We start from the raw sequence: 26,509 nt of genomic DNA on the forward strand, positions 1-26,509 counted from the left end.
ATCAGAAGCAAATTGTTTTGGTTTTTCAGTCATTACAGGGGGAATGAATCATGAAACGCAATATAATATCCATTGCCGCCGCAGGCGTTCTGGCCACGGCCATATCCGTACTGGCCGCAGGAAGTCCTGCGGCCTTTGCCGCGCCTTTTAACGGTGTATCAGGAGAAGGTTATCAATGTGAATCCGGTTCCAGGGACCCGGATCCCATACCGTACAATGATTCAGGCAGCATGCGCGCCATAGCCCAGAACAACACGGTGAATCCGGAGTTTACAGATGGAATATCCCGGTTTTCCTATAGGGTGTTCCTGCCGCTTTTGAGGGACAGCCGGGAAAATATGAATTTTTCGCCGGTGAGCCTGTACTATGCCCTGGCCCAGGCATCCGAGGGCGCAGAGGGAAACACCAGGGCCCAGATGCTGGCGCTTATGGGAATCGGCAGTCAGACACCTGACGGGTCTCAGTCTCCGGAACCGGCCCAGGCTTTGCACACGGCACAGCCTCCGGCCGGCCTGGCGGCTTCCTGCGGACGTCTGTACCGGCAGATATTCAGGAACAATGAAAAGACAAAATTGAAGCTGGTAAATTCCATGTGGCTGAAGGAAGGGGCCCCGCTGAACGACTCATTTAAGAGAACATCGGAAAACGAGTACTATGCGTCTGTTTTCCGGGTGGACTTTGGAAATCCGGACCTGCCGGCCATTATCAGACAGTGGATTGGCTGGCAGACGGATCAGGCTATTTCCATGGACGTGGCAACCGCTTCCGGTGAAAGCATGAAACTTGTGAATGCAGTGAATTACCAGGCCCAGTGGACAGGAGGTTTCAGGACTGAGGACAATATAACAGATGTGTTCCATTCTGCCGATGGACAGGATATAACCTGTCAGTATATGACAGGACATTGGAACGGCACTTATTACCGGGGCCAGGGATTCCTGCGCGCATCACTCTCCCTTACGGATAACGCGTCCATGATAGTTGTTCTGCCTGACCAGGGAGTGACAATCCGGGAACTGCTCACCTCAGAACAGTATACCAGGGAAATGTTTGGCAGGATTGATGAGCTTGAATCCTACGGCGGAATTTACTGGAAGATTCCTAAATTCCAGACCGCCACCACGGCGGACCTGGGTCCTTCGCTGGCCGGTCTGGGGCTGACCGGTGCATTTGATGTCAGCCGGGCTGATTTTACAGGTATTACAGGCGAAAGCCTTTCACTTTCCGGCGTGATCCAATCCACCGTGTTCAGTGTCAATGAAAACGGTGTGGGTCCATTTTCAGAGAACGGAGAAGCCGGATTTGCTGGATTGTATTCAGGTGAGCCAGTTTTGCAGATGAACCTGGACAGGCCCTTTTTATATGCGGTCACCGGATATATGGGAGCCCCGCTGTATATAGGGGTGTGTAATCGTCCCGCGGTGAACAATCCTTAAGTTTCTTTTTTCGGGCAGCTTTTGAGTACCGGCGGCATCCCCTCAAATATTTTGTTTGGCACAGGCCATGAATATGTTTGAATTCCCATCTTTATTTGATATAATCGGAATAGTACATTAAGAAAAGCTGGTGCATGCCATTGATGAATCAAACATATTCTGCCTTTTCGTTCCGGACCATCCTGTTTCTGATCACAACAGCTGTCTTATGCCTGGGCTTTCCTGGGGCATCCAACGGTGCTCCGGATTCCCAGGCTGTTTCCCGTTCATACAGTGAATACAGGCAGCGCCTTAACGCGGTCGGTCAGACCGGGGATATTGAAAGGGAAGGATTTGAGGCGGTGGACAGCCAGATATTCCCCATGACCATGAAGGGAGAGGGGGAGGTGTCCTTTATACCGGCCTTTGACAGGGAGTCCAACCGGCTGGTGCTGTTTTTTGCCAGGGCGGACGGGACCATGGCATATAAGACAGACCAGCTGGAGACCAATAACCGGATAAGAGGTCAGCTCAGGCAGCCCGACAGCCGGGTGGCCGCCGTGTCCTTTCAGGATATGGACGGGGACGGATGGCAGGATATCGTGCTCATAACCGCCTGTGCCAATGAGGGAGCCGGTAAACCGGGAAAGCCATACAAGGTGGGGGATGTGCTGTTTCAGAAAAATGACGGTTTTTACAGGGATTACAGACTCTCAGAAAAGATGAACCGTTTTGGCATGAATAAGAGCATCCGTTTCATCACATCTTTTGTCCGGGACGGATACTCTACCGAGTTTCTGTATACATCCACTGCCCAGGATGAGCTTTTGTCCCACGGGATGACGGTCATTTCGGAGCAGAGCCGTTCTATCCGGTTTGAGAAGTTCGGCCGCCTTTTGGTTGTCCCGGGCACCTACCGGATGGCGGAGTACACGGTATTCATGCTGTACCTGGTAAATGAACAGGGCTATATTGTCTGGAGCTTCCAGCCCATGGGAGAATATGAACATCTCTATGCGTTAAAGGGCGTTACCTGCCAGGATATAGACGGGGACGGACTTAAAGACATTGTCATACTGGCGGATTACAGCTATGAGGGAAGTGACGGCGGGACGGTCGTGGAGGGAAGCTACGCCATTTACTATCAGCGGACCGGCGGATTTTTTGAAGATACGGACATGAAACAAACACTTATATTAGAGGAAGGCGATACCCTGTCAGGCTTGACGGACAGGGCCCGCGCATATTGGGGGTGGAGGACAGAACCATGATAAAAGTACTGATAGTAGATGATGAAAAACCAATTTGTGATTTGATTGATTTAAACCTGTCGGCCAGCGGTTACCATTGTACGTCTGTCCAGGACGGGGCGGAGGCCCTCCGGCTCATAGAGAACCAGTTTTTTGACCTGATACTGCTTGATATCATGCTGCCGGGAGTGGATGGCTACGATATCATGAGCTACATCCGCCCCATGGATATACCGGTGATTTTTATAACTGCCAGACATGAGGTAAAGGACAGGGTAAAGGGACTGCGCCTGGGCGCGGACGACTATCTGGTGAAACCCTTTGACGTGGTGGAACTGGTGGCCAGAGTGGAGGCTGTTCTCCGCAGATACAATAAGACGGAGCGTCTGCTGACAGCCGGCGACGTGACCGTGGATGTGGAGGCCCGCAGGGTTACCAGGGCAGGCAGGAATGTGGAACTGACCAACAAGGAATTCGGCCTTCTGGTACTCTTCATACAAAATAAAAATGTGGCTCTTTTCAGGGAGACCCTGTATGAAAAGGTGTGGGAAGGGGAGTACTCCGGGGACAGCCGCACCCTGGACCTGCATGTGCAGCGGCTGAGAAGAAAACTGGGATGGGAAAATAATCTGGTGGCAGTCTACAAGGTGGGATACCGCCTAGAGGTAGTTCAATGAAATTTTCGTTCAAACTCCTGCTGTGGACCATGATTGTCATGGCCCTGGGTTTTGGGTTCAGCGGATATTATTTTGTCAATTACGTGTTTCAGACCTCCATGGACCGGGAAGTAAACCAGGCCATGGATGAGAGCAGCATTCTCTGTTTTGCATTTGAGACAGCTGCCCTCAATGTGCCGGCCAAGTATGATGTGCTCCAGGATACCACGGTGAGTCAGATAGCATCCAATCTGGAGTCGGGAGGCAGGAGCTCCGGCCGCCTGCTGCGTATTTGTGATGAGCAGAAAAATGTGCTCTATGCCAGCACCGGATTCGGCGGGGGAGACGGGCTTTTGGACCGGACAGGCCAGGATACCAGGACATACAGAGTCATAGAACAGGATGGAGCATACTACATACAGACAGGTACGGCTGTCAATGCCCTGGACCGGGTGCTGTATCTGGAGACCATGAAGGACGTGTCAGAGGTGTTTCGGGACAGGTCCCTGGGTTTCTCTGTCTACCGCAGGGTGACTGTGGCCATGCTGCTTTGCGGTACGGCTGTTATGTATCTCATTGCGTCCTTTCTGACCAGGCCCATCCGTCTGCTGACCAGGGCCACCAAGCGCATGGCCTCCGGGGATTATCACCACAGGGCCAGGAAAGTCAGCAGCGACGAACTGGGACAGCTCACAACGGATTTTAACCAGATGGCCAATGCCCTGGAGGATAACATCAATCAGCTGGAAGATGAGATTCAGGCCAGGGAGGACTTTGTGGCTGCATTTGCCCATGAGCTTAAGACGCCGCTGACCTCCATTATCGGTTATGCGGATGCCCTGCGCTCCCGCAGGCTGGATGAGGAAAAACAGTTTATGTCCGCCAACTATATTTACACGGAAGGGAAACGCCTGGAGGCCATGTCCTTCCGCCTGTTAGACATCATGGTCACCAGGAGGGGAGAGGTGGAATTTACCATGGTGTCGGCCGAATCCCTGTTTCTGTACCTGTATGACATGTACGTGATCAACAAAAGCATGAAAATATATTTTAACTATGATGACGGCATGGTGAGGGCGGAGGCCAATCTGATTAAGTCTGTTCTCATGAACCTGCTGGACAATGCGTTCAAAGCTTCCGAGGCGGACGGCCTCATTGAGGTCTACGGCCATCTGATGAAGGACGGATACTGTTTTGAAGTAAAGGATCACGGAGTGGGCATACCGAAGGAGGAACTCCACAAGATTACCAAGGCATTTTACATGGTTGACAAGTCCAGGTCCAGAAGCCGCAACGGGGCAGGGCTGGGACTGGCTCTGTGCGCGGAAATACTGGAGCTTCACAAAAGCCGCCTGAACATAAGGAGCGAGCTGGGGAAGGGAACCACCATGAGCTTCACCCTGCCCCTCTGGAAGGAGGACCAGTTATGAGAAGAATGGCAGCAAACCTGTTATTCCTGTTGTTTGCGGGGCTGATTATGGCCCTGTCCATCTGCGGTCCTGAGATGCTGACCAGATACAGGGACAGGACCATGTTGGGGGAGATACATGCCATGACAGCGGATACGGAGGGGGAGGGATACCGCTATACATTAAGCGCCGCTGAAAAGCTCCACATATTGTCAGAAAGCCTGAGCAGCCAGACCTTTCCCGAAACAGGACAGGCTCTGATATCTGAAACAGGGCAGGCGTTGACGGCGGCAAACGGCAGCCAGGCGGAATATGAGAGTCTGGAGGGGGCTTATGCATTTGTGATGAATCACAGAGGGCCTTCCGGCCAGGAAATCACGGACTCCCAGATTTATGAGACATGCAACCGGGGGCTGGAGGAACTGAAAACACTGGGAATCCTGCCTGAATCCGTTCGGCCAGTGGAAAAGGATGAGTATGACGCTGTCCTCTATTCAGCCATTGATGTGCTGGAGCCCAGGAATAATGTGGCGGTCTGGAAACTGAGCCTTATAAACAGCCAGAAAAATACGGACAAGGAAAACCGTCTCATGGAAGCCTATATAGATGGAGATAACGGAAGGATTTATGAATTCTATGCCAGGTCGTCCAGGCTGTGGGATGACATGGATCCGGAGCAGATTGTGGGTACGTGGAGTTCCTATATGGGGTTAGAGAAGCCGGCGGCCTTCGGGGACCAGAATCCGTTAATGGAAGCAACCCCTTACTTTGAAAAATATGTTATCAGCCAAGGGGAGGAGGAAGAAACCATAGTAACAGTTGGTTTTTATGAAGGAATCAATGAATTGTTCCTGAAAATTTCCAGATGATGCAACTTTGATGCAAAAATGATGATAATTTGATGCCGCTCTTGTGTATGCTGATTGCAGTACACAAGAGCTTTTTATATGCAAAGGACAGGCGTCATGGACAGAATAGAGATAAAACCGTATGATTATGGCAGACAGACAGAGCGCAGAAGGCAGGCCAGGCGCAGGGCCAGGAGAAGGGCATTTTTTCTGGCCGCCGCAGAATTGGCCGCAGGCGTATGCATGACCATGGCAGTGATGGCCATGGTCATACCGGAGAAACGGGAATTGGGAATGGCAGGAACAGAGCAGGGACGGATAAAGCAGGAAATAACAGAGCAGGGACAGATAAAGCAGGAAATAACAGAGCAGGGACAGATAAAGCAGGAAATAACAGAGCGGGGACAGATAAAGCAGGAAATAACAGAGCGGGAAAGGATAGAGCGGCAATTTACAGGACGGGGAGGGACAGAAATTCTGTCCCGTATATTGGAAGACACACATGTCCTGCAAAGTTCCATAAAAGGCCAGGGGGAATCCCTCCTTTCTTTTGGCAGTCAGAATTCTTTATATACAGGTCCCCCTGTTATTGCGGTGGATGCAGGCCATGGCGGTGAGGATGAAGGCGCCAGCCAGGAAGGCATAATGGAGAAGGACATTAACCTGGCCATTGCGGAGCGGCTGAAGGTGAAACTGGAGGATATGGGATATATTGTTGTGATGGTGCGGGAGGGCGACGCATACCGTTCAAAGGAAGAACGGGTGGAGGCAGCACACAAGGTCCGGGCCGGCGCTTATGTCAGCATTCATCAAAATACATGGGAGGACGCGGCGGCAAGGGGAATAGAGACCTGGTATTCCGGAAAGGACGGGGCTTCGAACAGCAGGCGTTTAGCCGCGCTGGTCCATAAGGAAGCAGTCAGAAGTACAGGGGCAGTGGCCCGCGAACTGAGAGGGGATGCAGAATTTACAGTCACCGGACAGACCTTTGTTCCATCATGCCTGATCGAGACGGGGTTTCTGTCTAATCCCCGTGAAAGAGAACGGCTGACAGACCCGCAGTACCAGGAAAAACTGGCAGGGGGCATTGCCAAAGGCATTGATCTGTATTTTAATCCCAAAACCATGTATCTCACTTTTGACGACGGTCCTTCTGCTGAAAATACCAGTGCGGTGCTGGATGTGCTGAAAGCCAGGAATATAAGAGCTACCTTCTTCGTGGTGGGAGAAAATGTCAGGAAACACCCCGATGTTGCAAAAAGAATCGCGGCAGAGGGACACACCATTGGTATCCACTGCAACCGCCATGACTATAAGGAACTCTACGAAAGCAGGGACAGCTATCTGGCGGATTTTGAGGAAGCTTACAGGGCTGTTCTGGAAGTGACCGGGGTAAAGCCTGTTCTTTACCGGTTTCCCGGAGGCAGCATCAATGGCTATAACCGGAAGGTTTACAAGGAAATCATAGCCGAGATGGACGCACGGGGATTTGTCTATTTTGACTGGAATGCCAGTCTGGACGACGCGCTGAAAAAGTCCCGGCCCCAGGAGCTGATTGACAATGCCATGAAAACCATTCTGGGAAGGCAGCAGGTAGTCCTTCTGGCTCACGACATGGTCCACAGTACATCTCTTTGTCTGGATGGTCTCATTGACCAGTTGCCGGAATACAGGATGGAGCCGCTGACGCCGGAGGTGGCGCCAGTGAGGTTCAGGGAGCAGGACAGTGCTGGTGTTTACTGATTTTTAGTCCGGATGCCTGCCAAGCTGGGGATTGATTTTTCAGAAAAAATAAAGAAACTGTTTTTTAATACGGACTAGAAAAGGTTCCGGGATATGCTCCCGGACCTTTTTTGAATTTTCCAATAGTAAATAACTCCCATATATGGTAGAATATAAACAAAATGTTAAGGGCTCAGAATAACTCAAATCATGGGGAGGGAAAAAGGATGGCTGACGGTGTGAATTCCTACCTGCTCTTTTTTTCAGCGGGTTCTCATTTCCTTCTTCCGCTTTCCTGTGTAAAGCGGGTGACGGACATGAAAGAACGGGAGCCGGAGATGGCCCTGGCTGACTTTTTGGAGCTGCCGGAGGCTGGAAATTTGTCAGACCAGGCCTATCTGATTATTGCAGACTGCGGTGACAGGGAAATTGGTATAAGGGCAGAGGTAGTGACTGGTCTGGTACAGGTGGAGGAAGAACAGATATATGCCATTCCTGAGGCGGTGAGAAGCAGCCGGAACCAGTATATGGATCGCATGGCGGCATTGGATGCGGAAGAGGAAAAAGGAAAACTGGCGTTTATAGTGGTCCCGTCTCTTCTTATACCACGGCCGGTGCTGTGAAGGAGACAGAATGATGGAGCTGGTGACCGTAAAAGACGGAAGCTGTACCGTGTATGTGGAAAAAAATCTTATCAAGCAAGTGGTGATACATCCGCAGATACAGCAGGTGCCTGGCGCGCCTGACCATATCTGCGGAATCATGCTGTATGAAAGGACTCCGGTTGTGTTCTGCCGGCTGGGAGACAGCGGCGGCTGTACCTGTGGATTCATCCTGGGACTCAGGGACGGGACTATGATAGGAGTCATCGGGGAACCGGGAGCTGAAGATAGCGGGGAACCCGAGAAGATGATGGAAGTCATGCCGGGAATATGGGAGAAAAAATGTGATACGATTGAATGACAGGGAGTTCTGTGAGATTGTGGGATACATCCGGGACAATTATGGTATAAATCTGGAAAAAAAGCAGGTGCTGATCGAGTGCAGGATGGCCAGGGAGCTGGAAAAAAGGGGATTGACCTCCTTTGCCCAGTATATGGAGCAGATGAGAAAGGACAGGACCGGTGAGATGGCTGGTGAGATGGTGAACCGCCTGACCACCAATTATACTTATTTTATGAGGGAGCCGGCCCATTTTTCTATCCTGAATAATAAAATATTGCCGGAGCTGTTTGAGAACCGGAAGATGGGGGGCTGCAGCATATGGAATGCAGGATGTTCCACCGGGGAGGAGGTCTACTCCATAGCCATGCTGATTCAGGATTACGGGGATAGGTTTGAGCGTATGCCGGCTGTCCGCATTCTTGCCACAGACATATCCGCAGAAGTATTGAGAAAGGCAGAAAAGGGAATATATCCGCTGAAGGAAATGGAGGATCTTCCGGAGCTTTGGAAGAGAAAGTACTGTACGGTGGAGGACAACCATACATTCCGGGTGGATGAGAAATTAAAATACAATATACGTTTCAGAAGGCATAATCTGATGGAGATGCCTCCTGGGCCGGAGAAATTCGATTTGATATTATGCCGGAATGTTATGATTTATTTTGACCGGATATCCAGGGAGAAGCTTATAAAGCAGCTGGAACGCTGCCTGAGTCCGGGCGGTTACCTTCTGGTGGGCCATGCAGAGCTTTTGTCCAGGGAGGAGACCAGGCTGGAAGCAGTTTTTCCGGCTGTATATAAAAAACCTGTCAAAGAGAATGAGGATAGAGGGGGACTATATGGATAAGAAGATTCTGGTAGTAGACGATGCCATGTTCATGAGGAGCATCATTCGCAAGATACTTAAGGAGGACGGATATACCCAGGTGTGGGAGGCCCAGGATGGGGAAAAGGCCATGGAGCTGTTTCGGGAAGTCAGCCCGGATCTGGTGCTTCTGGATATCACCATGCCGGGACGTTCCGGCCTGGAGGTGCTGGAGGAGATGCTGAGCCTGGTCCCCAATATCAGGGTCATTATGTGCTCTGCCGTTGGGCAGGAGATGATGATTCAGAAAGCCCTGACCATAGGGGCTGCTGATTTTATCGTAAAACCATTTAAGGCGGATGAGTTCTCCAGGATAGTCAATCGCTGCCTGGAACAGTAGAAAAGCGGGGAAACAAAGGATGAGAGAGCGGTTCAGGAACTATAAGACAGGAAGGAAGATGGTCATTGCATTTTTTTCCATTATCCTTTTGTATGTAGTGACAGTGACAGTGGCCATTGTCAACGTGGAAACGATATCGTCGCGTATGGAGGCCATTTACGCTGACCAGTTTGCCAATGTGCAGTCATCCCTGCGGATGACTGCCAGTCTGCGGGCAGTTGGGAGAAATATCGCTATTTTGGCTGCCACGGAGGGGCTGGTGGACGAGGATGAATACCTGCAGAATACCAGGGAGCTGATCCGGGATGAACAGGCTGCATTGTCCGAGCTGTCCACCGGATATATTACAGCGCCGGAAAAGGTGGAGGAGCTGAACGAAAAGTTTCAGATACTGGCAGAGACAAGGGCCAGGATAATGACCCTTCTGGAAGCGGGCGAGGATGAGAGGGTGCTGTCCTTATATGCAGACGAGTATCTGCCCCGTTCCAATGATGTAAGGATAGTGCTCTCGGAAGTGGCGGACCTGTCAGCTGAAGAAACAGCTGCAAGCATAGAAACAGAGCACCACAGCAACCATCGGGTCATAATCATGCTGGTTATACTGTCGGCGGTATGTATAGCAGCCACCATCCTTATATGCTCCATGGTCACCAGAAATATCGTGCGCCCCATCAATGAGGTGAAAGAGGCTTCAAATACCATATCCAACGGCCGTTTGAATATTGCCCTTGGGTACAGGTCCAAAGATGAGCTGGGTCAGCTGGCAGATGACATCCGCCGTACTGCAAAGGTTCTGAACAGCTATGTGTCTGAGATACAAAGCGGACTGACCGCCCTTGGAAATGGCCGGCTGAATTACCGCTCTGAAGTGGAATTCAAAGGGGATTTCGTGGCATTGGGCAATGGGCTTAAGGAAATCAGCCGTCTGCTGCGCAATTCACTTCAACAGATTAACAGCAGTGCGGAGCAGGTGTCACTGGGAGCGGAGCAGGTATCAAACAGTTCTCAGGCTCTGGCCCAGGGAGCATCTGAACAGGCGGGTTCCATAGAGGAGCTGGCGGTCAGCATCAACGAGATTGCGCAGAGCGTAAAGGATAATGCTGACAGCGCCGTGGATTCCAGCAGGCAGGCGGCTCTGGTGGGACAGAAGCTGGAGGAATGTGATGGGCAGATGGAAACCCTGATGAAGTCCATACATGAGGTCAAGAACAATTCAGGAAAGATTACCGGCATAGTCAGACAGATTGAGGACATTGCTTTCCAGACCAATATACTGGCGCTTAATGCTGCTGTTGAAGCGGCCAGGGCAGGAGATGCAGGCAGGGGATTCTCTGTTGTGGCAGAGGAGGTAAGGCGGCTGGCCACCAAGACCGCAGGTGCATCCAAGCTGACAGCTGAATTAGTTGAAAAGAATTCCGATGCGGTAAGCGACGGCATGGATGCAGTGAATTTAACAGCACAAACCCTGAAGACTTCCGTGGAAGGCGCCAGACAGGTGAGCCATAAGATGGATAAGATCTCAGAGACATCTGTACAGCAGGCGGATGCCATTACACAGATAAGAAAGAGCGTGGAACTGATTTCTGAGATTGTTCAAGGAAATTCAGCTACATCCGAGGAGAGCGCGGCAGCTAGCGAGGAGCTGTCTGCCCAGGCCCAGTTGTTGAAGGAGCTGGTGGAAAGGTTTGAATTTTAATCACGGGAGATACAGGGAATGGATGGTTATGTACAGTTGGATGAGATATCCAGGGATATATTAAAAGAAATAGGAAATGTGGGGACGGGAAACGCAGTGACTTCACTGTCACAGATGATGGAACAGCCCATTGAGTTGGATATGCCTTCCCTAAAAGTGGTAAAGTACTATAAGATGCATGAACTCCTGGAACAGCCGGAGGAATTGCAGACAGGCATTCTGATTGAAGTTACGGGTCAGCTAAAGGGGATTTTCCTGTTTATGCTGAGCGAAGCCTTTACCAAGACCGTAATAAATACCATTTTGGGGGAGGAGGAACGGAACCTTACGTCTCTGGATGATATGGAGTGTTCTTTGATCAGCGAGCTGGGGAACATCATGTGCGGTTCCTACATACGGGCCCTGTCCCAGCTGATGGACATGGATATGGATGTGTCGGTGCCGGAGCTGTGCATTGATATGGGCGGGGCAATTCTCACCTATCCCATGTCCAAGTGGGTAATTGTAAGCGATGACATACTTCTCATAGAAAATATATTCCATATGTCCGGGGAAATCTTTAAAGGACGTATTCTTTTCCTTCCGGAGCAGGAAGATTTGGGAACTATGCTTTCACGGCTCAGGGAGCAGCGCTATGGATAAAATCATTGTGGGAATCGCGGAAGGAAAGGTTGCCAGGGAAAATCAGGTGCTTATATCCTATGCCCTAGGCTCCTGTGTGGGGATTTGTCTCTACGACCGCAGGGAGCGCATAGCGGGCATGGCCCATATTATACTTCCGGAAAGGAAGTATTCAATCCATTGGGATAACGCCTACAAGTTTGCCGATGAGGGCGTACATGAGCTGATAAATCAGATGAGAGAGCAGGGAGCGCGGCCCGCAGGTCTGATTGCAAAGATTGCCGGGGGCGCCAGAATGTTTGGTGCGCCGTCCGGAATGTTGGATATAGGACAGCAGAATGTAGTGGCCGTAAGGGAATGCCTTGCTCAGGAGGGGATTCGTCTGGTAGCCCAGCATACAGGTCAGAATTACGGCAGGACCATACTATTTTACGCAGAAAACGGAAGGCTGGAAGTGAATACGGTCAGGCATTCAGCCGTCGTATTGTAAGGCCGGGAGGGGAAATAATGTCCATGGATGAAAAACAGACAATACTAATTGTGGATGACAGTCTTTTGATTTGTGAACAAATCAAGACAGCGCTGAAGGAGGAGAGTATCATAATCTGTGAGGCTCACAGCGGACTGGAGGCTCAGGAGCAGCTGAGACAGTGCCAGCCGGATTTGATCCTTTTGGATGTGGTCCTGCCGGATGCCGACGGATATGAACTGTATAAAATATTACAGGACTTAGACCATAAAAATGCCGTCATTATTTTTCTTACATCCAGGTCCAGCGACGAGGATGTGGTAAAAGGCTTTTCTATGGGGGCATGTGATTATATCAAGAAGCCTTTTGTGAAAAAGGAGCTTCAGTCCAGAATCCGTGCGCATCTGATACAGAAAAAGCAGAGGGACGACCTGGACCGCCAGAACAGGGAGCTTCGCAATAATATGGAGAAGCTTAACTATATGGCCTACAGGGACGGGCTTACGGGGCTGTATAACCGGCGGTATGTGGTGGGAGATCTGATGGAGGATATGCGTTCCTGCGGTCAGGATGAGGTAAAAACCGTATTTATCATGGCGGATATCGACGACTTCAAGCAGGTGAACGATACATACGGCCATGACGCGGGAGATATGGCGCTGGTATGCATTGCCAATATCCTGGAATCAAACTGCCGCAGACACAGAGTGGTCCGGTGGGGCGGCGAGGAGTTTCTTTTAATTCTTTTTAATGTGACAAAGGACGAGGCATATGAACTCAGTGAGAAGGTGCGCCGGCAGGTGGAACAATTTGTGATACCTTACGGCGATAAGGGCTTTTTCTGTACCATGACTCTGGGACTTCACATCTTCCATGAGCAGGAAGGGCTGGAGGAAGGAATTGGCTGTGCGGACAAGGCACTGTATTATGGCAAACGGCATGGCAAGAACCAGAGCGTGTGGTATAAGGAGCAGTAATGGACGGAGTGTATTATGGGATATTTTGAGTCAGATGCCCTGGAGATGCTGGAAGTATACCTGTTGGAGACCAGGCAGTTAAACGGCCAGCTGTCAGAGATACTTTTAGAGGCTGAGAGAGCGGGCAGATTTAACGAAAGCAGTATTCACAGTATTTTCAGGGTCATGCATACCATCAAGAGCTCCTCCGCTATGATGGACATTAACGGTCTTTCTTCCCTGGCCCATAAGCTGGAAGATTTGTTTTCTTACTACAGGGAAAATATGGACAAGCTGGAGCATCCGGAACCGGACCTTTTTGACCTTTTGTTTGCTGCCTCTGATTTTATTGCCCAGGAACTGGAACAGATGAACAGGGAGGATTATGCGCCCGGGGATACGTCTGTGCTTGAGCAGATGACGGATGACTTTCTGGGGCATGTCAGCAGGGAAGAGGAGAAGGACAGCGGGAAGGGCGGGAAGACGCAGGGGGAGGAAGAGGGAAAAGAGGAACTGCCTGTCATACCTGAACTATTTGTCTCCAAAAGCGGAACCGTAGTCAATGTGACGCTGGAGGAAGGCTGCCGCATGGAGAATATACGTGCTTTCATGCTGGTGCGATCCATTACCGGTCTCTGTACCCTGGTGGAGACTTATCCGGAAAACCTGGAGAAACAGGGTGAAAGCGCGCAGTACATTGAAGGCCATGGTGTGTTCATCCGTTTTGAGAGCGGCGATAAGGAGAAGGTGCTGGAGACTCTGAGGAAGGGGCTTTTTGTGGCACAGTGCAGGGTATTGGCTGACAGCCAGCCTCAGGATACGGCTGCGGCTGCCCAGAAGGCGGCGCCTGAGCGGGAAAATACAGATTCCAGGGAAGGCGAATTTATGGAGGTTCGGACAGAGCGTCTGGACTATCTGCAAAACCTGGCTTCAGAGCTTCTGCTGCAGATGCAGGTGCTGGAAAATGAACTTAAACGGAATGGGATGGAGGATTTAGAGAGCGGACTGGGCCATCAGATCAGCCTTTTGGTGGGACAGATTGAGCGGTCCGTGATGGAGATGCGCCTTGTGCCTGTGTCCAGAATTGTGCCAAAGCTTAAGAGGGCACTGAGGGATATTTGCCGTGACCAGAAAAAGGAGGCTGACCTGGTGGTCAGATGTTCGGACGTGGAAGCGGATAAGAGTGTGGTGGATTATGTATCAGAAGCACTGCTGCATATTCTGCGCAATGCGGTGGACCATGGAATCGAATCCCCGGAGGAACGGCTGGCTGCCGGTAAGGACAGGAGAGGAAAGATTACCTTTTCGGCTGATAATGTGGCCGGGGAACTTAGAATGACCATCAGCGACGATGGAAAAGGCATTGACGAGGAGCGGGTCAGGGAACGGGCCAGGCAAAAGGGGCTGTTTGCCAGTGCGGACGAGGAGTATGACCCCCAGAAAATCAGGGAGTTTATCCTATATCCCGGCTTTTCCACCAATGAAAAAGTTACTGAATATTCCGGCAGGGGCGTGGGGCTGGATGTGGTAAAGAACATTATGGAAGACGTGGGGGGAAATCTTTCCATCCGCAGTACTATTGGACAGGGAAGCGCCTTTTCCATATCAGTTCCCTTGAATCTGGCATCTATCGAGTGCGTGCGTTTCCGCGTGGGCCAGTACCGCTTCTCCATACCGGCCCGGCATGTATATCATTTTCTGGAGTATGAGTCCTTCCGGGGACAGATTCGTGAAATTAACGGACGGGATTACATCCTGTATGAAGACAGGATGATGCCTCTTATTAATCTCCGCAGGTTCTATTCCCTGGGAGGGGAGATTCCGGAGCGGGCCATTCTGGTGTATGTGAAGGGTGCGGAGAAGGAAGGCTGCTTTTTCATAGATTCCATCTATGAACAGAAGCGCATTGTGGTGAAGAATCTTCCTGCACTTCTGGGAACAGGATTTCGGTCCAGGACAGGCATCTGCGGCTGCAGCATCATGGGCAGCGGCCGTATCTGCGCAGCGCTGGATACGGAAATTATCATAAGCAGATATGAGAAGGAGGGAAGGTATGGCGGATGAGGCGTTAAAGACATTGCTCTGTTTACCGGGAAAGCACAGGAATTACGCTGTTGAGTTTCCCTATGCGGAGGAAATCTGCAAGGATATGATGATATCCCTGATGCCATGTCTTCCGGGACATTTTGCAGGCGTCTGCAACTATAAGGGGAGCATTGTGCCGGTGGTTTGTCAGGAAGGCTCTGCGTCCGGCGGAGAAGAGGCAGAAGTCAGGCAGATGGTACTGGTCCTCCGTCATCAGAAATATTTTCTGGGCATCCTTCTGTATCAGGAGCCATATCTGACTCAAATTGGCGTGGATGAACAAATCAAGGGGCCGGAACAGCAGGAGTCAGGTTTATGGGTTGAAAAAGCATATTTTATGTGGAATGGCAGCCTGTATTCCCTGATAGATGTGGAAAAAACACTGGAGAAACTGGTCATCTTTGAATAGAACGCAAACCGGAGCTGGGAAATAAACGATTTCCTCCAGCTCCGGTCCTTTTTTATAGCGGATAGATATTAAGCCGCAGGATTTTGCCGTCCTCATCCACCCCGGACAGGAAGGCGGTTACAGGAACCACATGCTCGTTGTAGGTGATGAAATACCATACCGTATTGCCGTCCAGATATTTTACGCTGTGTATGGGAAAGGGACCTCCGTTAAAGCCGAACTTGTGGTGAAACATCATTTCCACTGCCATTCTGCCTTCCAGGTGGAGGGTATCCATACCTGCCTTAATGAGAGACGAGTCATGAAGCACTCCGTATTCGTTGAACAAATCCGCCAGGGCCGCTTCGTCGCCTCTTTGCATACAGTCAATATAGCTTTCCAGAATTGTCATATCCATATCCTCCATTTTCATTTAGAAACGTTCGGACCGGAGCAGCGCGTCGATGCCTCCGTCCACGAACAGTATGACCCCGTTGATGCCGCTGGCCATGGGTGACGCCAGGAAGGTGATGCCGTTGGCAATCTCTTCCGCGTCAAGGAATTCCTTGCGTCCATAGCGGGTAGGAATGGGAATCAGCAGTGCGGATTCCATCTGGGCATCGGTCATGTTCTGTGTCATGGGCGTAGTGGTGTTGCCCGGAGCAACGGAATTAATGCGCAGTCCGTCCACTGCCCAAGATGGTGAAACCCGGCGGACCCACCGTGCCAGGGCATGCTTGGAGGAGCTGTAACAGGATGCGGCCTGGGTACGGGGAATGTCTTTTACAAATTCCAGGATGCGTTCTTCATCCATAACGTTGGACAGCATATCCACCCAGTCCATGCGCACCGTCATGTTGGTGATGGAGTTGGAGGAGGTTACCACACAATTGCCTTTCTTTTTCTTTAACAGGGGACGCAGTGCCTCGGCAATCTTGACGCTGGCAAAGAAATTCAGCGCAAATATCATCTGGGGCGGAGCCGTGGGTCCTACGCCGGCATTGCATATCAGTACGTCAATGCCGTCGGGATAGCGGCGGAATACCTCGTCAATAGCGCCCTGGCGTCCTTGCGGAGCGGACAGATCCGCAAGGCAGTCCCCTCCCTTAAAATCAATGTTAAACACTTCATGGCCCTGGGACAGGAGCAGCTTGCGGGTGGCAGCTCCTATGCCGGTAGTGCCGCCTGTAATCACGTATGTACTCAATGTAATTCCTCCCTTTTAATTGAAAATAATTTGTTAAATATTGATAATTCTGAATAAAAAATTTACTACAACAATATCATGAGTAAATTGCTTTGTCAATTTAAATAAATAAATAACAATATCGCACAATTTTTAACAGATAACACCTATATTGACAGTGATTTTCAGCCCATTATATACCGCTGCCTGGGGCAAAGCAGCCGGATCAGACAGCTATCCCCCGTTGAACAATGTGTTTAGGAATGTTACAATAAGACTTTAGATATTCTTTTGTTTTTTATGAAGGTTAAATTTTGTTTTAGTTGTTAGTATAAATAGCGTAAGGAGGAAATGAACATGAATGGGGACCGGATTTTACTGGTAGAGGATGACAAAGAGATACGGGAAGGCGTGGAAATATTCTTAAAGAGCCAGGGATATGCAGTATTCCAGGCAGCAGACGGAGTGGAAGGGCTTAAGGTGCTGGAGGAAAGAGAGATTGATCTGGCCATTGTGGATGTGATGATGCCGCGTATGGACGGTATTACTATGACAGCAAAACTCCGTGAAAAATATGACTTTCCCGTTATTTTCCTGTCAGCCAAGTCAGAGGAAGTGGATAAGATACTGGGCCTGAACATGGGGGCGGACGATTACATCACAAAGCCCTTTACTCCAATGGAACTTATGGCCAGGGTCAACTCACAGCTGCGGCGTTACCACCGGTTTCTGGATCGTTTGAACTCAAAGCAGACGGAGAATCCGAAGGTGCACAGGCTGGGAGGTTTGGAGGTCAACGAGGAGACGGTAGAGGTGACCGTGGATGACAAAACGGTTAAGGTAACCCCTATCGAGTTCAAAATCCTTCTTTTATTGATACAGAACCCGGGGCGTGTATTTCCCGCAGAGGAAATCTACGAACGGGTGTGGAACGAGAGGGCAGTGAATACGGATACGGTCATGGTACACATACGTAACCTGAGGGAAAAGATAGAAGTGAATCCCAGGGAACCCAAATATGTAAAGGTGGTGTGGGGAGTTGGATACAAAATTGAAAAGCAGCCATAGGCTGGGAATATTGATTATTATTCTGGCATTGCTTTTGGCATCAGCCGGAACCATAGGATTATACCCCTATATGAAAACAAAGGCGGAGAGCTACCACAACAGGAGGTCCGTCCGCCAGGTTGAGGAGAGCAGTAATTTTGGAAACCTGGCAACCCAGGTTATGAATTTCAGTTATGAAATCTGGCATCAGAAAATGCAGGAGGATACGGGACGGCGTCTGACCTATGCCCAGACATTCCTGCCGGGGCTGGAGGAAAAGATCCGCCAGCAGCAGCCGGAAGACGAAGCCGCGGTACAGATAGAGTATGGGGAAGATGGGGAACAGACCATGGTCTACGACAGTGGGGATCCCTATGACATTTACTATTACCAGTCCATGCAGCAGACCATTGACAGCGCGGGAAGCGAATGGGAAAGCCTCTACAGGCAGTATTATTCCAGCTTGTCCTATGGGATCTGTGAGCAGGATGGGACCTATGGACGCAGCAATGTGACGGATCCAAAGACATTTTTCCAGGAACCCCTGAAGGATGACCAGATTCAGTTCACCATAAACTTTAATTCAAACGGCATACTGAAGGTTCTGGATATAAAGGGAAACAGGGATGATGATATTACGCGCATCAAGGAGTCATTGACCAGATTTGAATTTTACGATCCGCTGGAGGTAAGACTGGACGAGAACTATCGCTACAGCGGCGTGGAATTCCAGGGACCCAAGGACATGACAGTGGTGTTCCGGTGCAGTCCATCCCAGATGTTCGGCTATACGGATGTCAGGTCTAACAGCGCGGATCAGCAGCTTACTATCCGGGATTACCGTTTCAGCAACGGCTATTTTGCCATAGGCGCATCTGTACTGGGACTTCTGACCGTGCTGGCCCTGGCTTTGCCGGCTGTGAAACGGTTTGAGATTGGTAAGAGCGCACTGTGCAGGCTTTCATTTGAGCCGCTGAGCTGTATCGGAGTGGCCTGGCTGGGTATTATTGGTGAGGGAACCATACCCATGGCGCTGATTGCTTCTACCATGGACGGCAGCTTAAAGAGCGAACTTATGAGAGCGGAATTTCTTCCCTGGTCCGCGGATGTGATGGCAGTGGTCATTAATCTGGCGTTCTGGATGGTGAGCTACGGAATGTTTTACTGGGGAATTACCTGTTACAGGGCTATCTTTTCCCTGGGCCCCTGGCGCTATTTCAAAGAGCGCACATGGCTGGGACGTTTCCTGCGCTTCATCAAGCGCTGGACATTAAATGCCCTCAATGTTTTTAACGAGACTGACTGGGAGCGCCGTTCCACCAAGATTATAGGCAAGGCCATTATTGCAAATTTTGTCATACTGACCATTATCTCCTGTCTCTGGTTCTGGGGAATCGGCGCCCTGGTAATTTACTCCCTGGTTCTGTTTTTCCTATTACAGAAATATTGGGGGCAGATGCAGCAGAAATATAATACGCTGTTAAAAAGTATCAATGAGATAGCAGAGGGAAACCTGGATGTGGAGATTCAGGAGGATCTGGGAATCTTTAACCCGTTTAAGGAGCAGCTGAGCCGGATTCAGGACGGCTTTAAGAAAGCAGTGGCCCAGGAGGTGAAAAGCGAGAGGACCAAGTCGGAATTGATTACCAATGTATCCCATGACTTAAAGACACCTCTTACGGCTATCATCACTTACGTAAATCTGTTAAAGCAGGAGAATGTGACAGCAGAGGAGAGAAAGTCCTATGTCCGGGTGCTGGACCAGAAATCCATGCGTCTGAAGGCGCTTATAGAGGACCTGTTTGAGGTCAGCAAAGCCAGCAGCGGCACAGTCAGCCTTCACCAGGAGGACGTGGATATCGTGAGCCTTTTAAAGCAGGTGCGGTTTGAGCTGTCTGATAAGATTGAGGCAAGCGGGATCGAGTTCCGCTACAATCTGCCTGAGGAGAAAATCCTTCTTTATCTGGACAGCCAGAAGACCTACCGTGTATTTGAAAACCTGCTGGTAAATATAACAAAGTACGGAATGCCGGGCACACGGGCCTATATCCAGGTGGTCAGGGAAGATGACGGCCATGTACTGATAACCATGCGCAATATTTCAGCCAGGGAGCTGGAGGTATCTCCTGAGGAGCTGACAGAACGGTTTGTCCGCGGGGATACATCACGCAACACAGAGGGCTCAGGACTGGGGCTTGCCATTGCCAGAAGCTTTGTGGAGGTCCAGGGCGGTACCATGAAGCTGGAAGTGGAGGATGATTTGTTCCGCGTATCCATCCGCTGGAAGATAGAGGAACCAGGCGGAGCCGGGCAGGAGCCTGGGAGGGATCCTGAGAGGGAGCCTGTGCGGGAAGAACGGGAAACTGCGGCTGTGCCGGGAGCAGCAGGAGAACCGGATATGTCATGTATGCCGAATATGCCGGAAATACCTAATATGCCGGAAATGCCGGGAGCAGCAGATGGGCCGGGAAAGACGGCAGCAGATGTGCAGAAAGGGAATGTGAGAGTATCTGCGGGAGTGGAAGCAGACCATGACATTGACATATCCGCAGGCACATTTGACATGGAAGGCGTGGTTTGGGGCGCTAAGGAGGCCCAGGAAGGTAAGAAAGACAGAGAAGAATAGAAGTAAAAAGAAACACCTCATAGAAATCCCCTGTATCTATATCACAGGTTGTTCTATGAGGTGTTTCTGCTATACTAATTTAAAATATCCTCCATGGGCAGAAAGAATTTATGGCTGGATATTATCCGAATCCGGATTAGGATTAAGGGCCTTCTGCCCGCTTCCAAGGATAATATCAGGGGCGCCGGTCAGGTTCACGTTCCGGTTGACCTTGGCGTCATATGTATCCGCCTTCATGATTTCTGCCAGGTCCACGCCTGTGGTTTCTTTCATGGATTCAAATAGCTTTGCCATGACCACAGGCACATTGCCGGCAATGGCCCCTACGCCGTTATCCGAATCACTGCCGCCTCCGATAATTGTAATCTTGTCAATCTGTGACAGAGGCTCTGCAATCTTCCCGGCGATGTCAGGAAGCACCTGAATCATCATCTCAGCCATGGCCGCCTTATTATACTTCTGATAAGCCTCGGCTTTTTTCTCCATACCTTCTGCCTCAGCCAGTGCCTTGGCACGGATAGCGGCAGCCTCAGCCTCGCCCTTGGCCCTGATACCTTCTGCCTCCTGGACCATGGAATACTTCTGTGCCTCAGCAATGGCCTTCTGCGCCTCAGCGTCTTTTTCACGCTCATACTGTTCCGCGTCAGCCTGGGCTTTCTTGGCCAGGGCCTCCTGCTCCTGCTCGTACTTCTTTGCTTCGGCCTCGCGCTGGCGCTTGGTCAGGCCGGCAGCGGCAGCCTGTTCAATGGCATATCGGTCCGCATCTGCTTTTTTGTTGATCTCAGCTTCCAATGCCTGCTGCTGTACCAGTACTTCCTGTTTACGCAGTTCGGCTTCGCGTTCAGCCCTGGCAATCTGGGCGTTGACCGTGGCGGTCTGGATGGTTTTCTGCTGTTCCTGTTTCTGAATCTCGTAGGCAGCGTCAGCCTCCGCTTTTTTTGTATCGGACGCCTTCTGCAGTTCGGCCTTCTTGATGGCCAGCTCGTTGTTCTTCTGGGCTATCTCGGTCTCGGCAGCCACCCTTGCGTCATTGGCGGCATTGTCCGCAGCTGCCTGGGCAATGGCAATATCACGTTCTGCCTCTGCCTTTGCGATGGATGCGTCCTTGCGGATTTTGGAGGTGTTATCCATACCAAGATCCTGTATGAGTCCGTGTTCATCCGTCACGTTCTGGATGTTGCAGGAAAGGATGTCAATACCCAGCTTCTCCATGTCCTTGGAAGCCTTAATCATAACCTGGTCAGAGAAGGAATCACGGTCCGTGTTAATGGCCCTCAGTGTAAGCGTACCGATGATCTCACGCATGTTGCCCTGAAGGGAGTCCTGCAGGTCGGCGGCAATGTTTGCCGGCTCTTTGTTCAGGAAGTTCCTCATAGCCAGCTTCATCCGTTCGTCGTCGTCAGCCACCCGTATCTTGGCAACCGCATCCACCATAACATTGATGAAATCGTTGGTTGGGATGTATTCATCGGTCTTGATATCCACTGTAATCTGTCCAAGGTACAGTTTATCCAGCTGCTCAAAAAACGGAATTTTGATGCCTGCCCGTCCTATGAGCACCCTTGGCTGCTTGCGCAGGCCGGAAATGATGTAGGCGTGGTCAGGCGGCGCCTTGACGTACCCCTGGGTAATGATGATGATGACCAGAATGACCGGGACAATAAATCCCAGTGAGGTGAGAATAAAGTCTAAATCGAACATAAGGACTCCTTTCTGCATATGAAAATTTTTTGTATTTGATAGGTACTATTGTAACATATGCTGGAAAATTAAGGAATAGAGGTTCTGAAAATCGACAGAATTTGTAGGATAATATTAATAAATTTTCTGATATATAAAGACAGAATAAATAAGTGTTGGGCTGTTTTTGAGATTGTTAAATATTAGATTGTATATTGACAAGTACAATGTCCTTGTGATATTATGGAAAAAATACAAAAAAAGTTAGAATATACAAAAATTTTTAGGCACATTAATTTTTACGTGAAATCAAGACAGGGGGATGCGGTATGAAAATCAAAGGCGGACGCGGTCATTTACGATACCGCAGACGAGATAATTTTAAAAAGTCAGTAAAAGTTATACAGGGTCTTTTTGGCGGGAGTAACCGGTAAGGTTGCTCCCGCCTTAACTTTGTATAATTTTTCACAATACAATCCTCCGGACGCAATGGGGGGAACCTGCGGTGAGGGAGCCGACAGACAGACTGCAGCTGTCTGCCCGGCCAGCAGCGCAACGCTTTTAGAGGTGAGCCACTGCGCAAAACGGTCAAGGGACGGCCGTTTTCGTGCCAGTGGCATGTATTGCACACAAGCGCCGTATAACAGGCGGTAAGTGCTCATAACAAGGAGGAATGAAGTGATGGGTGAAAACACACATGCATGCTGCTGTGACCACAGTGAAGAAGCGCTGTTAAAGCGGATTGGCGAGTTGGCGGCAGAGTACAGGGGGAAAGAGGGAAGTCTGATACAGGTCCTTCATATGGCGCAGGGAATATATGGTTATCTGCCTCTGGAGGTCCAGAAGGTCATAGCAGACGCTCTGGATATCAGTCTGGCAGAGGTATCGGGGGTAGTGACGTTTTATTCTTTCTTTTCTACCCAGCCCAGAGGAGAACACACCATACGTGTCTGTCTGGGGACGGCCTGCTATGTAAGGGGCGGGAAGAAAATCGTAGAGCGGTTAAAGGAACTGCTGGATGTGGAAATAGGTGAGACCACGGCGGACAGAAGGTTTACCTTTGAGGTGGCCAGATGTATCGGGGCCTGCGGTCTGGCTCCGGCCATGTCAATTGACGACCAGGTTTACAAACAGGTAAATCCTGACAAACTGGAACAGATTCTGGAACGCTACTATGAAGAGGAGGGGCAGGAGTAATGGATGCAGTAAAAAAACGTGATGATTTATTAAGCATAAAAGAAGAATATCTGAGACGGCAAAAGTCCTACCGGCGTCAGGTGCTGGTGTGCGGCGGAGCAGGGTGCATATCCTCTAACTGCGGGGAAGTAAGGGATGCGCTTATAAAGTCAGTGAGTACATATAAGCTGGATGATGAGGTTAAGGTCATGGTCACCGGATGTATGGGTACATGCGCCATGGGTCCCGTCATCCTGGTTGAGCCGGAGGGAATCTTCTACACAAAGATGAATCCTGAAAAGGCAGAGGACGTGGTGGCCAGGCATCTTCTGAAGGATGAGGTGTGCGAGGAATATACATATTTTGACGAGGACGAGGGAGTCCATGTGCCGAGGATGGAGGATATTCCGTTCTTCAAGGGCCAGGTACGTGTGGCGCTGAGAAACTGCGGACACATGGAGTATGCTTCCCTGGAGGCATACATATCCAGGGACGGATACGGCGCCCTGGCAAGAGCACTGTCGGAGATGACGCCGGCCCAGGTGGTGGAAGAGATGAAGGCTGCCGGCCTCAGAGGGCGCGGCGGCGCCGGATTCCCTACCGGAGTGAAGTGGGAAGCAGGTATGAAGGCTGTGTCTGAGGACGGACGCAAATTCATGGTCTGCAATGCGGATGAGGGGGATCCCGGCGCATTTATGGACAGAAGCATCCTGGAGGGCGACCCGCACAGCATTATCGAGGGCATGATGTTAGGAGGATATGCCATAGGAGCCTCCAAGGGTTACGTATATGTGAGGGCAGAGTATCCCATAGCAGTGGAGCGGCTGGGCAATGCCATTGACCAGGCCAGGAAAGCGGGCATTCTGGGAGAGAACGTGATGGGAAGCGGTTTTTCCTTTGACCTGGAAATCCGTATCGGCGCAGGCGCCTTTGTCTGCGGCGAGGAAACCTCCCTTCTGGCGTCCATCGAGGGAAAAAGGGGAGAGCCAAGGCAGAAGCCGCCGTTCCCCTTTGAAAAGGGCTTGTTTGAAAGTCCCACCATCATTAACAATGTGGAAACCCTGGCAAATGCAGCGCCCATTATTCTGAACGGCTCACAGTGGTACAGGGGATTCGGCACGGAAAAGAGCGCGGGCACAAAGGTATTTGCCCTGGCGGGAGATATTGTCAATGCAGGTATTATCGAGGTTCCCATGGGTACGATTCTGGGAGATATCATATACAAGATTGGCGGCGGAATCATTGGGGGCAAAAAATTCAAGGCCATTCAGTCCGGCGGTCCCTCCGGCGGATGTCTGACCAAGACACATCTGAACACGCCTGTGGATTATGAATCCCTGTCCAGCCTGGGGGCAATCATGGGTTCCGGCGGACTCATTGTCATGAATGAGGATACCTGTATGGTGGATACAGCGCGGTATTTCATGGACTTTATCTGCGATGAATCCTGCGGTAAATGCCTTCCCTGCCGCAACGGCACCAGAAGAATGCTGGAAATACTGGAGCGTATCACCGAGGGAAAGGGGCAGCCTGAGGACCTGGAGCTTCTGGAGGAGCTGGCCGGAACCATTCAGCAGACAGCCATGTGCGGCCTGGGACAGACAGCGCCCAATCCTGTCCTGTCCACCCTTAAATATTTCCGCAGCGAATACGAGGCCCACATCTATGAGAAGCATTGCAGCGCAGGCGTCTGCGCCGAGCTTCAGACCTCACCCTGCCGCAATGCATGTCCTGCCAATGTATTTATACCCGGATATATGTCCCTGCTGGCAGCCGGCAGAACAGAGGACGCGTACCGCCTGATTCGGCAGGATAACCCGTTCCCGGCAGTGTGCGGACGTGTCTGTACCCATCCATGCGAGGACCATTGCCGGCGCGCCCAGGTGGATGAGCCTCTGGCTATCTGCAGCGTGAAGCGTTTCATCGGAGATTATGCGCTGCGGGATGAGTACAATGTGCCTCTGGTTGAACCCAGACCGGCTACCGGAAAACGTATATCCGTTATCGGAGCAGGTCCTTCAGGCCTTACATGCGCTTACTATCTGGCGAATATGGGCCATGAGGTACATGTGTATGAGTCAGAATCTGTGGCAGGGGGCGTTCTGTACTGGGGCATTCCGGAGTACCGTCTGCCAAAGGCCGTGCTGCAGAAGGAGATTCATGCCATTGAGAGGAGCGGTGTACAGATTCACCTGAATACCAGGATAGGATCTGACATTACCTTTGAGGATATGAAGAAACAGTCGGATGCAGTGTACATTGCTTCCGGAACCCAGGTATCCAGGCTGCTTGATGTGCCGGGAGAGGACCTTAAGGGCGTGGAAAGCGGGCTTGGATTCTTAAAGCGCATCGGCCTTAAGAAGGATATGTCCGTGCCCAACAAGCTGGTGGTAATCGGCGGCGGCAGCACGGCCATGGACGTGGCCAGGACCGCGGTGCGTCTGGGAACCTCAGAAGTAACTGTAATTTACCGCAGGTCTGAGAAGGAGATGCCTGCCGGAAAGGATGAAATCATCGAGGCCAGGGAAGAAGGCGTGAAGCTGATCGCCATGGCGTCACCGGTGGAATTTCTGGGAGCAGAAGGTAAGGTGACAGGCATTCACCTGGTCCGCAGGAAAGAGACTGATTATGGAAGCGACGGGCGCAGGCGCACGGCCCATATTCCGGATTCTGACTTTTTCCTGGAGTGCGACGGCATCGTTACAGCCATCAACCAGGATGTGGATCATCAGGTTTACCGCACCACTCATGTGGAGGTGGCTAAGAACGGTAAGCTGGATATCGGCAGGTTTACATCTGAGACAGGAGAGTCAGGCGTGTTTGCAGGAGGCGATGTAAGTCCATGGGGCGCCAATGTTGTGATTCACGCCATTGCGGACGGCAAGAAAGCTGCCATGAAGATTGATCAGTACCTTGGAGGCAAGGGCGAGCTGAATATGGGCGAGTGGTTTGATATACCTGAGATAGCGGATATTGAAGTCAATGAACCTCATAAGCGTTTCCCGACCAGGTGTCTGTCTGTGGAGGAGCGCAAGGACAATTTCAGGGAAGTGAACTGCGGATTCCACAAGCTGGATGCCATGGGCGAGGCTCTCAGGTGCCTGCACTGCGACAGGAGATAGGAGGTAG

At 50.9% G+C, this 26,509-nt stretch carries 23 protein-coding genes; 20 read left to right on the top strand and 3 right to left on the bottom strand.

Annotated elements, in window-relative coordinates:
• Positions 1 to 50: 50 nt before the first annotated feature.
• The 16 genes from LI015_RS03455 to LI015_RS03530 all read left to right on the top strand — a co-directional run bounded on the left by LI015_RS03455 (position 51) and on the right by LI015_RS03530 (position 15,686).
• Complete coding sequence (locus LI015_RS03455) at positions 51 to 1,436, top strand: serpin family protein (protein WP_227124165.1); 1,386 nt, start codon at positions 51 to 53, stop codon at positions 1,434 to 1,436.
• Between the two features lie 143 nt (positions 1,437 to 1,579).
• Complete coding sequence (locus LI015_RS03460) at positions 1,580 to 2,686, top strand: VCBS repeat-containing protein (protein WP_227124166.1); 1,107 nt, start codon at positions 1,580 to 1,582, stop codon at positions 2,684 to 2,686.
• Positions 2,683 to 3,342, top strand: a complete 660-nt coding sequence (locus LI015_RS03465; RefSeq protein WP_002568620.1) for a response regulator transcription factor — start codon at positions 2,683 to 2,685, stop codon at positions 3,340 to 3,342. Before LI015_RS03460 ends, LI015_RS03465 begins: the two co-directional genes overlap by 4 nt.
• Positions 3,339 to 4,751: a HAMP domain-containing sensor histidine kinase gene (locus LI015_RS03470; protein ID WP_227124167.1), complete on the top strand. Its 1,413-nt coding sequence runs from the start codon at positions 3,339 to 3,341 to the stop codon at positions 4,749 to 4,751. Before LI015_RS03465 ends, LI015_RS03470 begins: the two co-directional genes overlap by 4 nt.
• Entirely contained in the window at positions 4,748 to 5,599 is an 852-nt protein-coding gene (locus tag LI015_RS03475) for a hypothetical protein (protein WP_117625434.1), read from the top strand. The genes LI015_RS03470 and LI015_RS03475 overlap by 4 nt, the downstream gene beginning before the upstream one ends.
• Before the next feature lie 96 nt (positions 5,600 to 5,695).
• Positions 5,696 to 7,321, top strand: a complete 1,626-nt coding sequence (locus LI015_RS03480) for an N-acetylmuramoyl-L-alanine amidase (RefSeq protein ID WP_227124168.1) — start codon at positions 5,696 to 5,698, stop codon at positions 7,319 to 7,321.
• Positions 7,322 to 7,527: 206 nt separating this feature from the next.
• Positions 7,528 to 7,923: a hypothetical protein gene (locus LI015_RS03485; RefSeq protein WP_002568608.1), complete on the top strand. Its 396-nt coding sequence runs from the start codon at positions 7,528 to 7,530 to the stop codon at positions 7,921 to 7,923.
• A 10-nt stretch (positions 7,924 to 7,933) separates the two neighbouring features.
• Positions 7,934 to 8,263, top strand: a complete 330-nt coding sequence (locus LI015_RS03490; protein WP_007036048.1) for a hypothetical protein — start codon at positions 7,934 to 7,936, stop codon at positions 8,261 to 8,263.
• On the top strand, positions 8,247 to 9,092 hold the full coding sequence (locus LI015_RS03495; protein ID WP_002568606.1) for a CheR family methyltransferase: 846 nt from the start codon (positions 8,247 to 8,249) through the stop codon (positions 9,090 to 9,092). The genes LI015_RS03490 and LI015_RS03495 overlap by 17 nt, the downstream gene beginning before the upstream one ends.
• Positions 9,085 to 9,450 (top strand): response regulator, encoded by a 366-nt coding sequence (locus LI015_RS03500; RefSeq protein WP_002571991.1) that lies wholly within the window; start codon positions 9,085 to 9,087, stop codon positions 9,448 to 9,450. Before LI015_RS03495 ends, LI015_RS03500 begins: the two co-directional genes overlap by 8 nt.
• Positions 9,451 to 9,469: 19 nt before the next feature.
• Complete coding sequence (locus tag LI015_RS03505; protein ID WP_002568604.1) at positions 9,470 to 11,146, top strand: methyl-accepting chemotaxis protein; 1,677 nt, start codon at positions 9,470 to 9,472, stop codon at positions 11,144 to 11,146.
• Between the two features lie 18 nt (positions 11,147 to 11,164).
• The gene (locus tag LI015_RS03510; RefSeq protein WP_002568603.1) at positions 11,165 to 11,788 is read left to right on the top strand and encodes a chemotaxis protein CheC; all 624 of its coding nucleotides are present in this window, start codon (positions 11,165 to 11,167) and stop codon (positions 11,786 to 11,788) included.
• Positions 11,781 to 12,257, top strand: coding sequence for a chemotaxis protein CheD (locus LI015_RS03515; RefSeq protein ID WP_002568602.1), 477 nt, complete (start codon positions 11,781 to 11,783; stop codon positions 12,255 to 12,257). The genes LI015_RS03510 and LI015_RS03515 overlap by 8 nt, the downstream gene beginning before the upstream one ends.
• Before the next feature lie 17 nt (positions 12,258 to 12,274).
• A complete protein-coding gene (locus LI015_RS03520) occupies positions 12,275 to 13,213 on the top strand; it encodes a GGDEF domain-containing response regulator (protein WP_002568601.1) in 939 nt (312 codons plus the stop codon).
• A 15-nt stretch (positions 13,214 to 13,228) separates the two neighbouring features.
• Positions 13,229 to 15,256: a chemotaxis protein CheA gene (locus LI015_RS03525; RefSeq protein ID WP_002568600.1), complete on the top strand. Its 2,028-nt coding sequence runs from the start codon at positions 13,229 to 13,231 to the stop codon at positions 15,254 to 15,256.
• The gene (locus LI015_RS03530; protein ID WP_002568599.1) at positions 15,246 to 15,686 is read left to right on the top strand and encodes a chemotaxis protein CheW; all 441 of its coding nucleotides are present in this window, start codon (positions 15,246 to 15,248) and stop codon (positions 15,684 to 15,686) included. Before LI015_RS03525 ends, LI015_RS03530 begins: the two co-directional genes overlap by 11 nt.
• 52 nt (positions 15,687 to 15,738) lie before the next feature.
• Here LI015_RS03530 and LI015_RS03535 read toward each other — a convergent pair whose 3' ends face one another.
• Both LI015_RS03535 and LI015_RS03540 read right to left on the bottom strand, forming a co-directional pair.
• Positions 15,739 to 16,077: a hypothetical protein gene (locus LI015_RS03535; RefSeq protein WP_002568598.1), complete on the bottom strand. Its 339-nt coding sequence runs from the start codon at positions 16,075 to 16,077 to the stop codon at positions 15,739 to 15,741.
• Positions 16,078 to 16,098: 21 nt separating this feature from the next.
• Complete coding sequence (locus tag LI015_RS03540; protein WP_002568597.1) at positions 16,099 to 16,872, bottom strand: SDR family oxidoreductase; 774 nt, start codon at positions 16,870 to 16,872, stop codon at positions 16,099 to 16,101.
• A gap of 336 nt (positions 16,873 to 17,208) precedes the next feature.
• Between LI015_RS03540 and LI015_RS03545 the strand changes: the two genes are divergently transcribed.
• On the top strand, positions 17,209 to 17,919 hold the full coding sequence (locus LI015_RS03545; RefSeq protein WP_002568596.1) for a response regulator transcription factor: 711 nt from the start codon (positions 17,209 to 17,211) through the stop codon (positions 17,917 to 17,919).
• Positions 17,891 to 20,524 (top strand): sensor histidine kinase, encoded by a 2,634-nt coding sequence (locus LI015_RS03550; RefSeq protein WP_227124169.1) that lies wholly within the window; start codon positions 17,891 to 17,893, stop codon positions 20,522 to 20,524. Before LI015_RS03545 ends, LI015_RS03550 begins: the two co-directional genes overlap by 29 nt.
• A 108-nt stretch (positions 20,525 to 20,632) precedes the next feature.
• On the opposite strand, the gene LI015_RS03555 is transcribed toward LI015_RS03550, so the two are convergent.
• Entirely contained in the window at positions 20,633 to 22,225 is a 1,593-nt protein-coding gene (locus LI015_RS03555; RefSeq protein WP_118018298.1) for an SPFH domain-containing protein, read from the bottom strand.
• Between the two features lie 660 nt (positions 22,226 to 22,885).
• Between LI015_RS03555 and nuoE the strand changes: the two genes are divergently transcribed.
• A complete protein-coding gene (nuoE, locus tag LI015_RS03560) occupies positions 22,886 to 23,401 on the top strand; it encodes an NADH-quinone oxidoreductase subunit NuoE (protein ID WP_002568593.1) in 516 nt (171 codons plus the stop codon).
• Complete coding sequence (locus tag LI015_RS03565; RefSeq protein WP_227124170.1) at positions 23,401 to 26,502, top strand: NADH-ubiquinone oxidoreductase-F iron-sulfur binding region domain-containing protein; 3,102 nt, start codon at positions 23,401 to 23,403, stop codon at positions 26,500 to 26,502. The genes nuoE and LI015_RS03565 overlap by 1 nt, the downstream gene beginning before the upstream one ends.
• The last annotated feature ends 7 nt before the right edge of the window (positions 26,503 to 26,509 follow it).

Source organism: Enterocloster sp. 210928-DFI.2.20 (genome assembly GCF_020554465.1).
Taxonomy (GTDB): Bacteria; Bacillota; Clostridia; order Lachnospirales; family Lachnospiraceae; genus Enterocloster; species Enterocloster bolteae.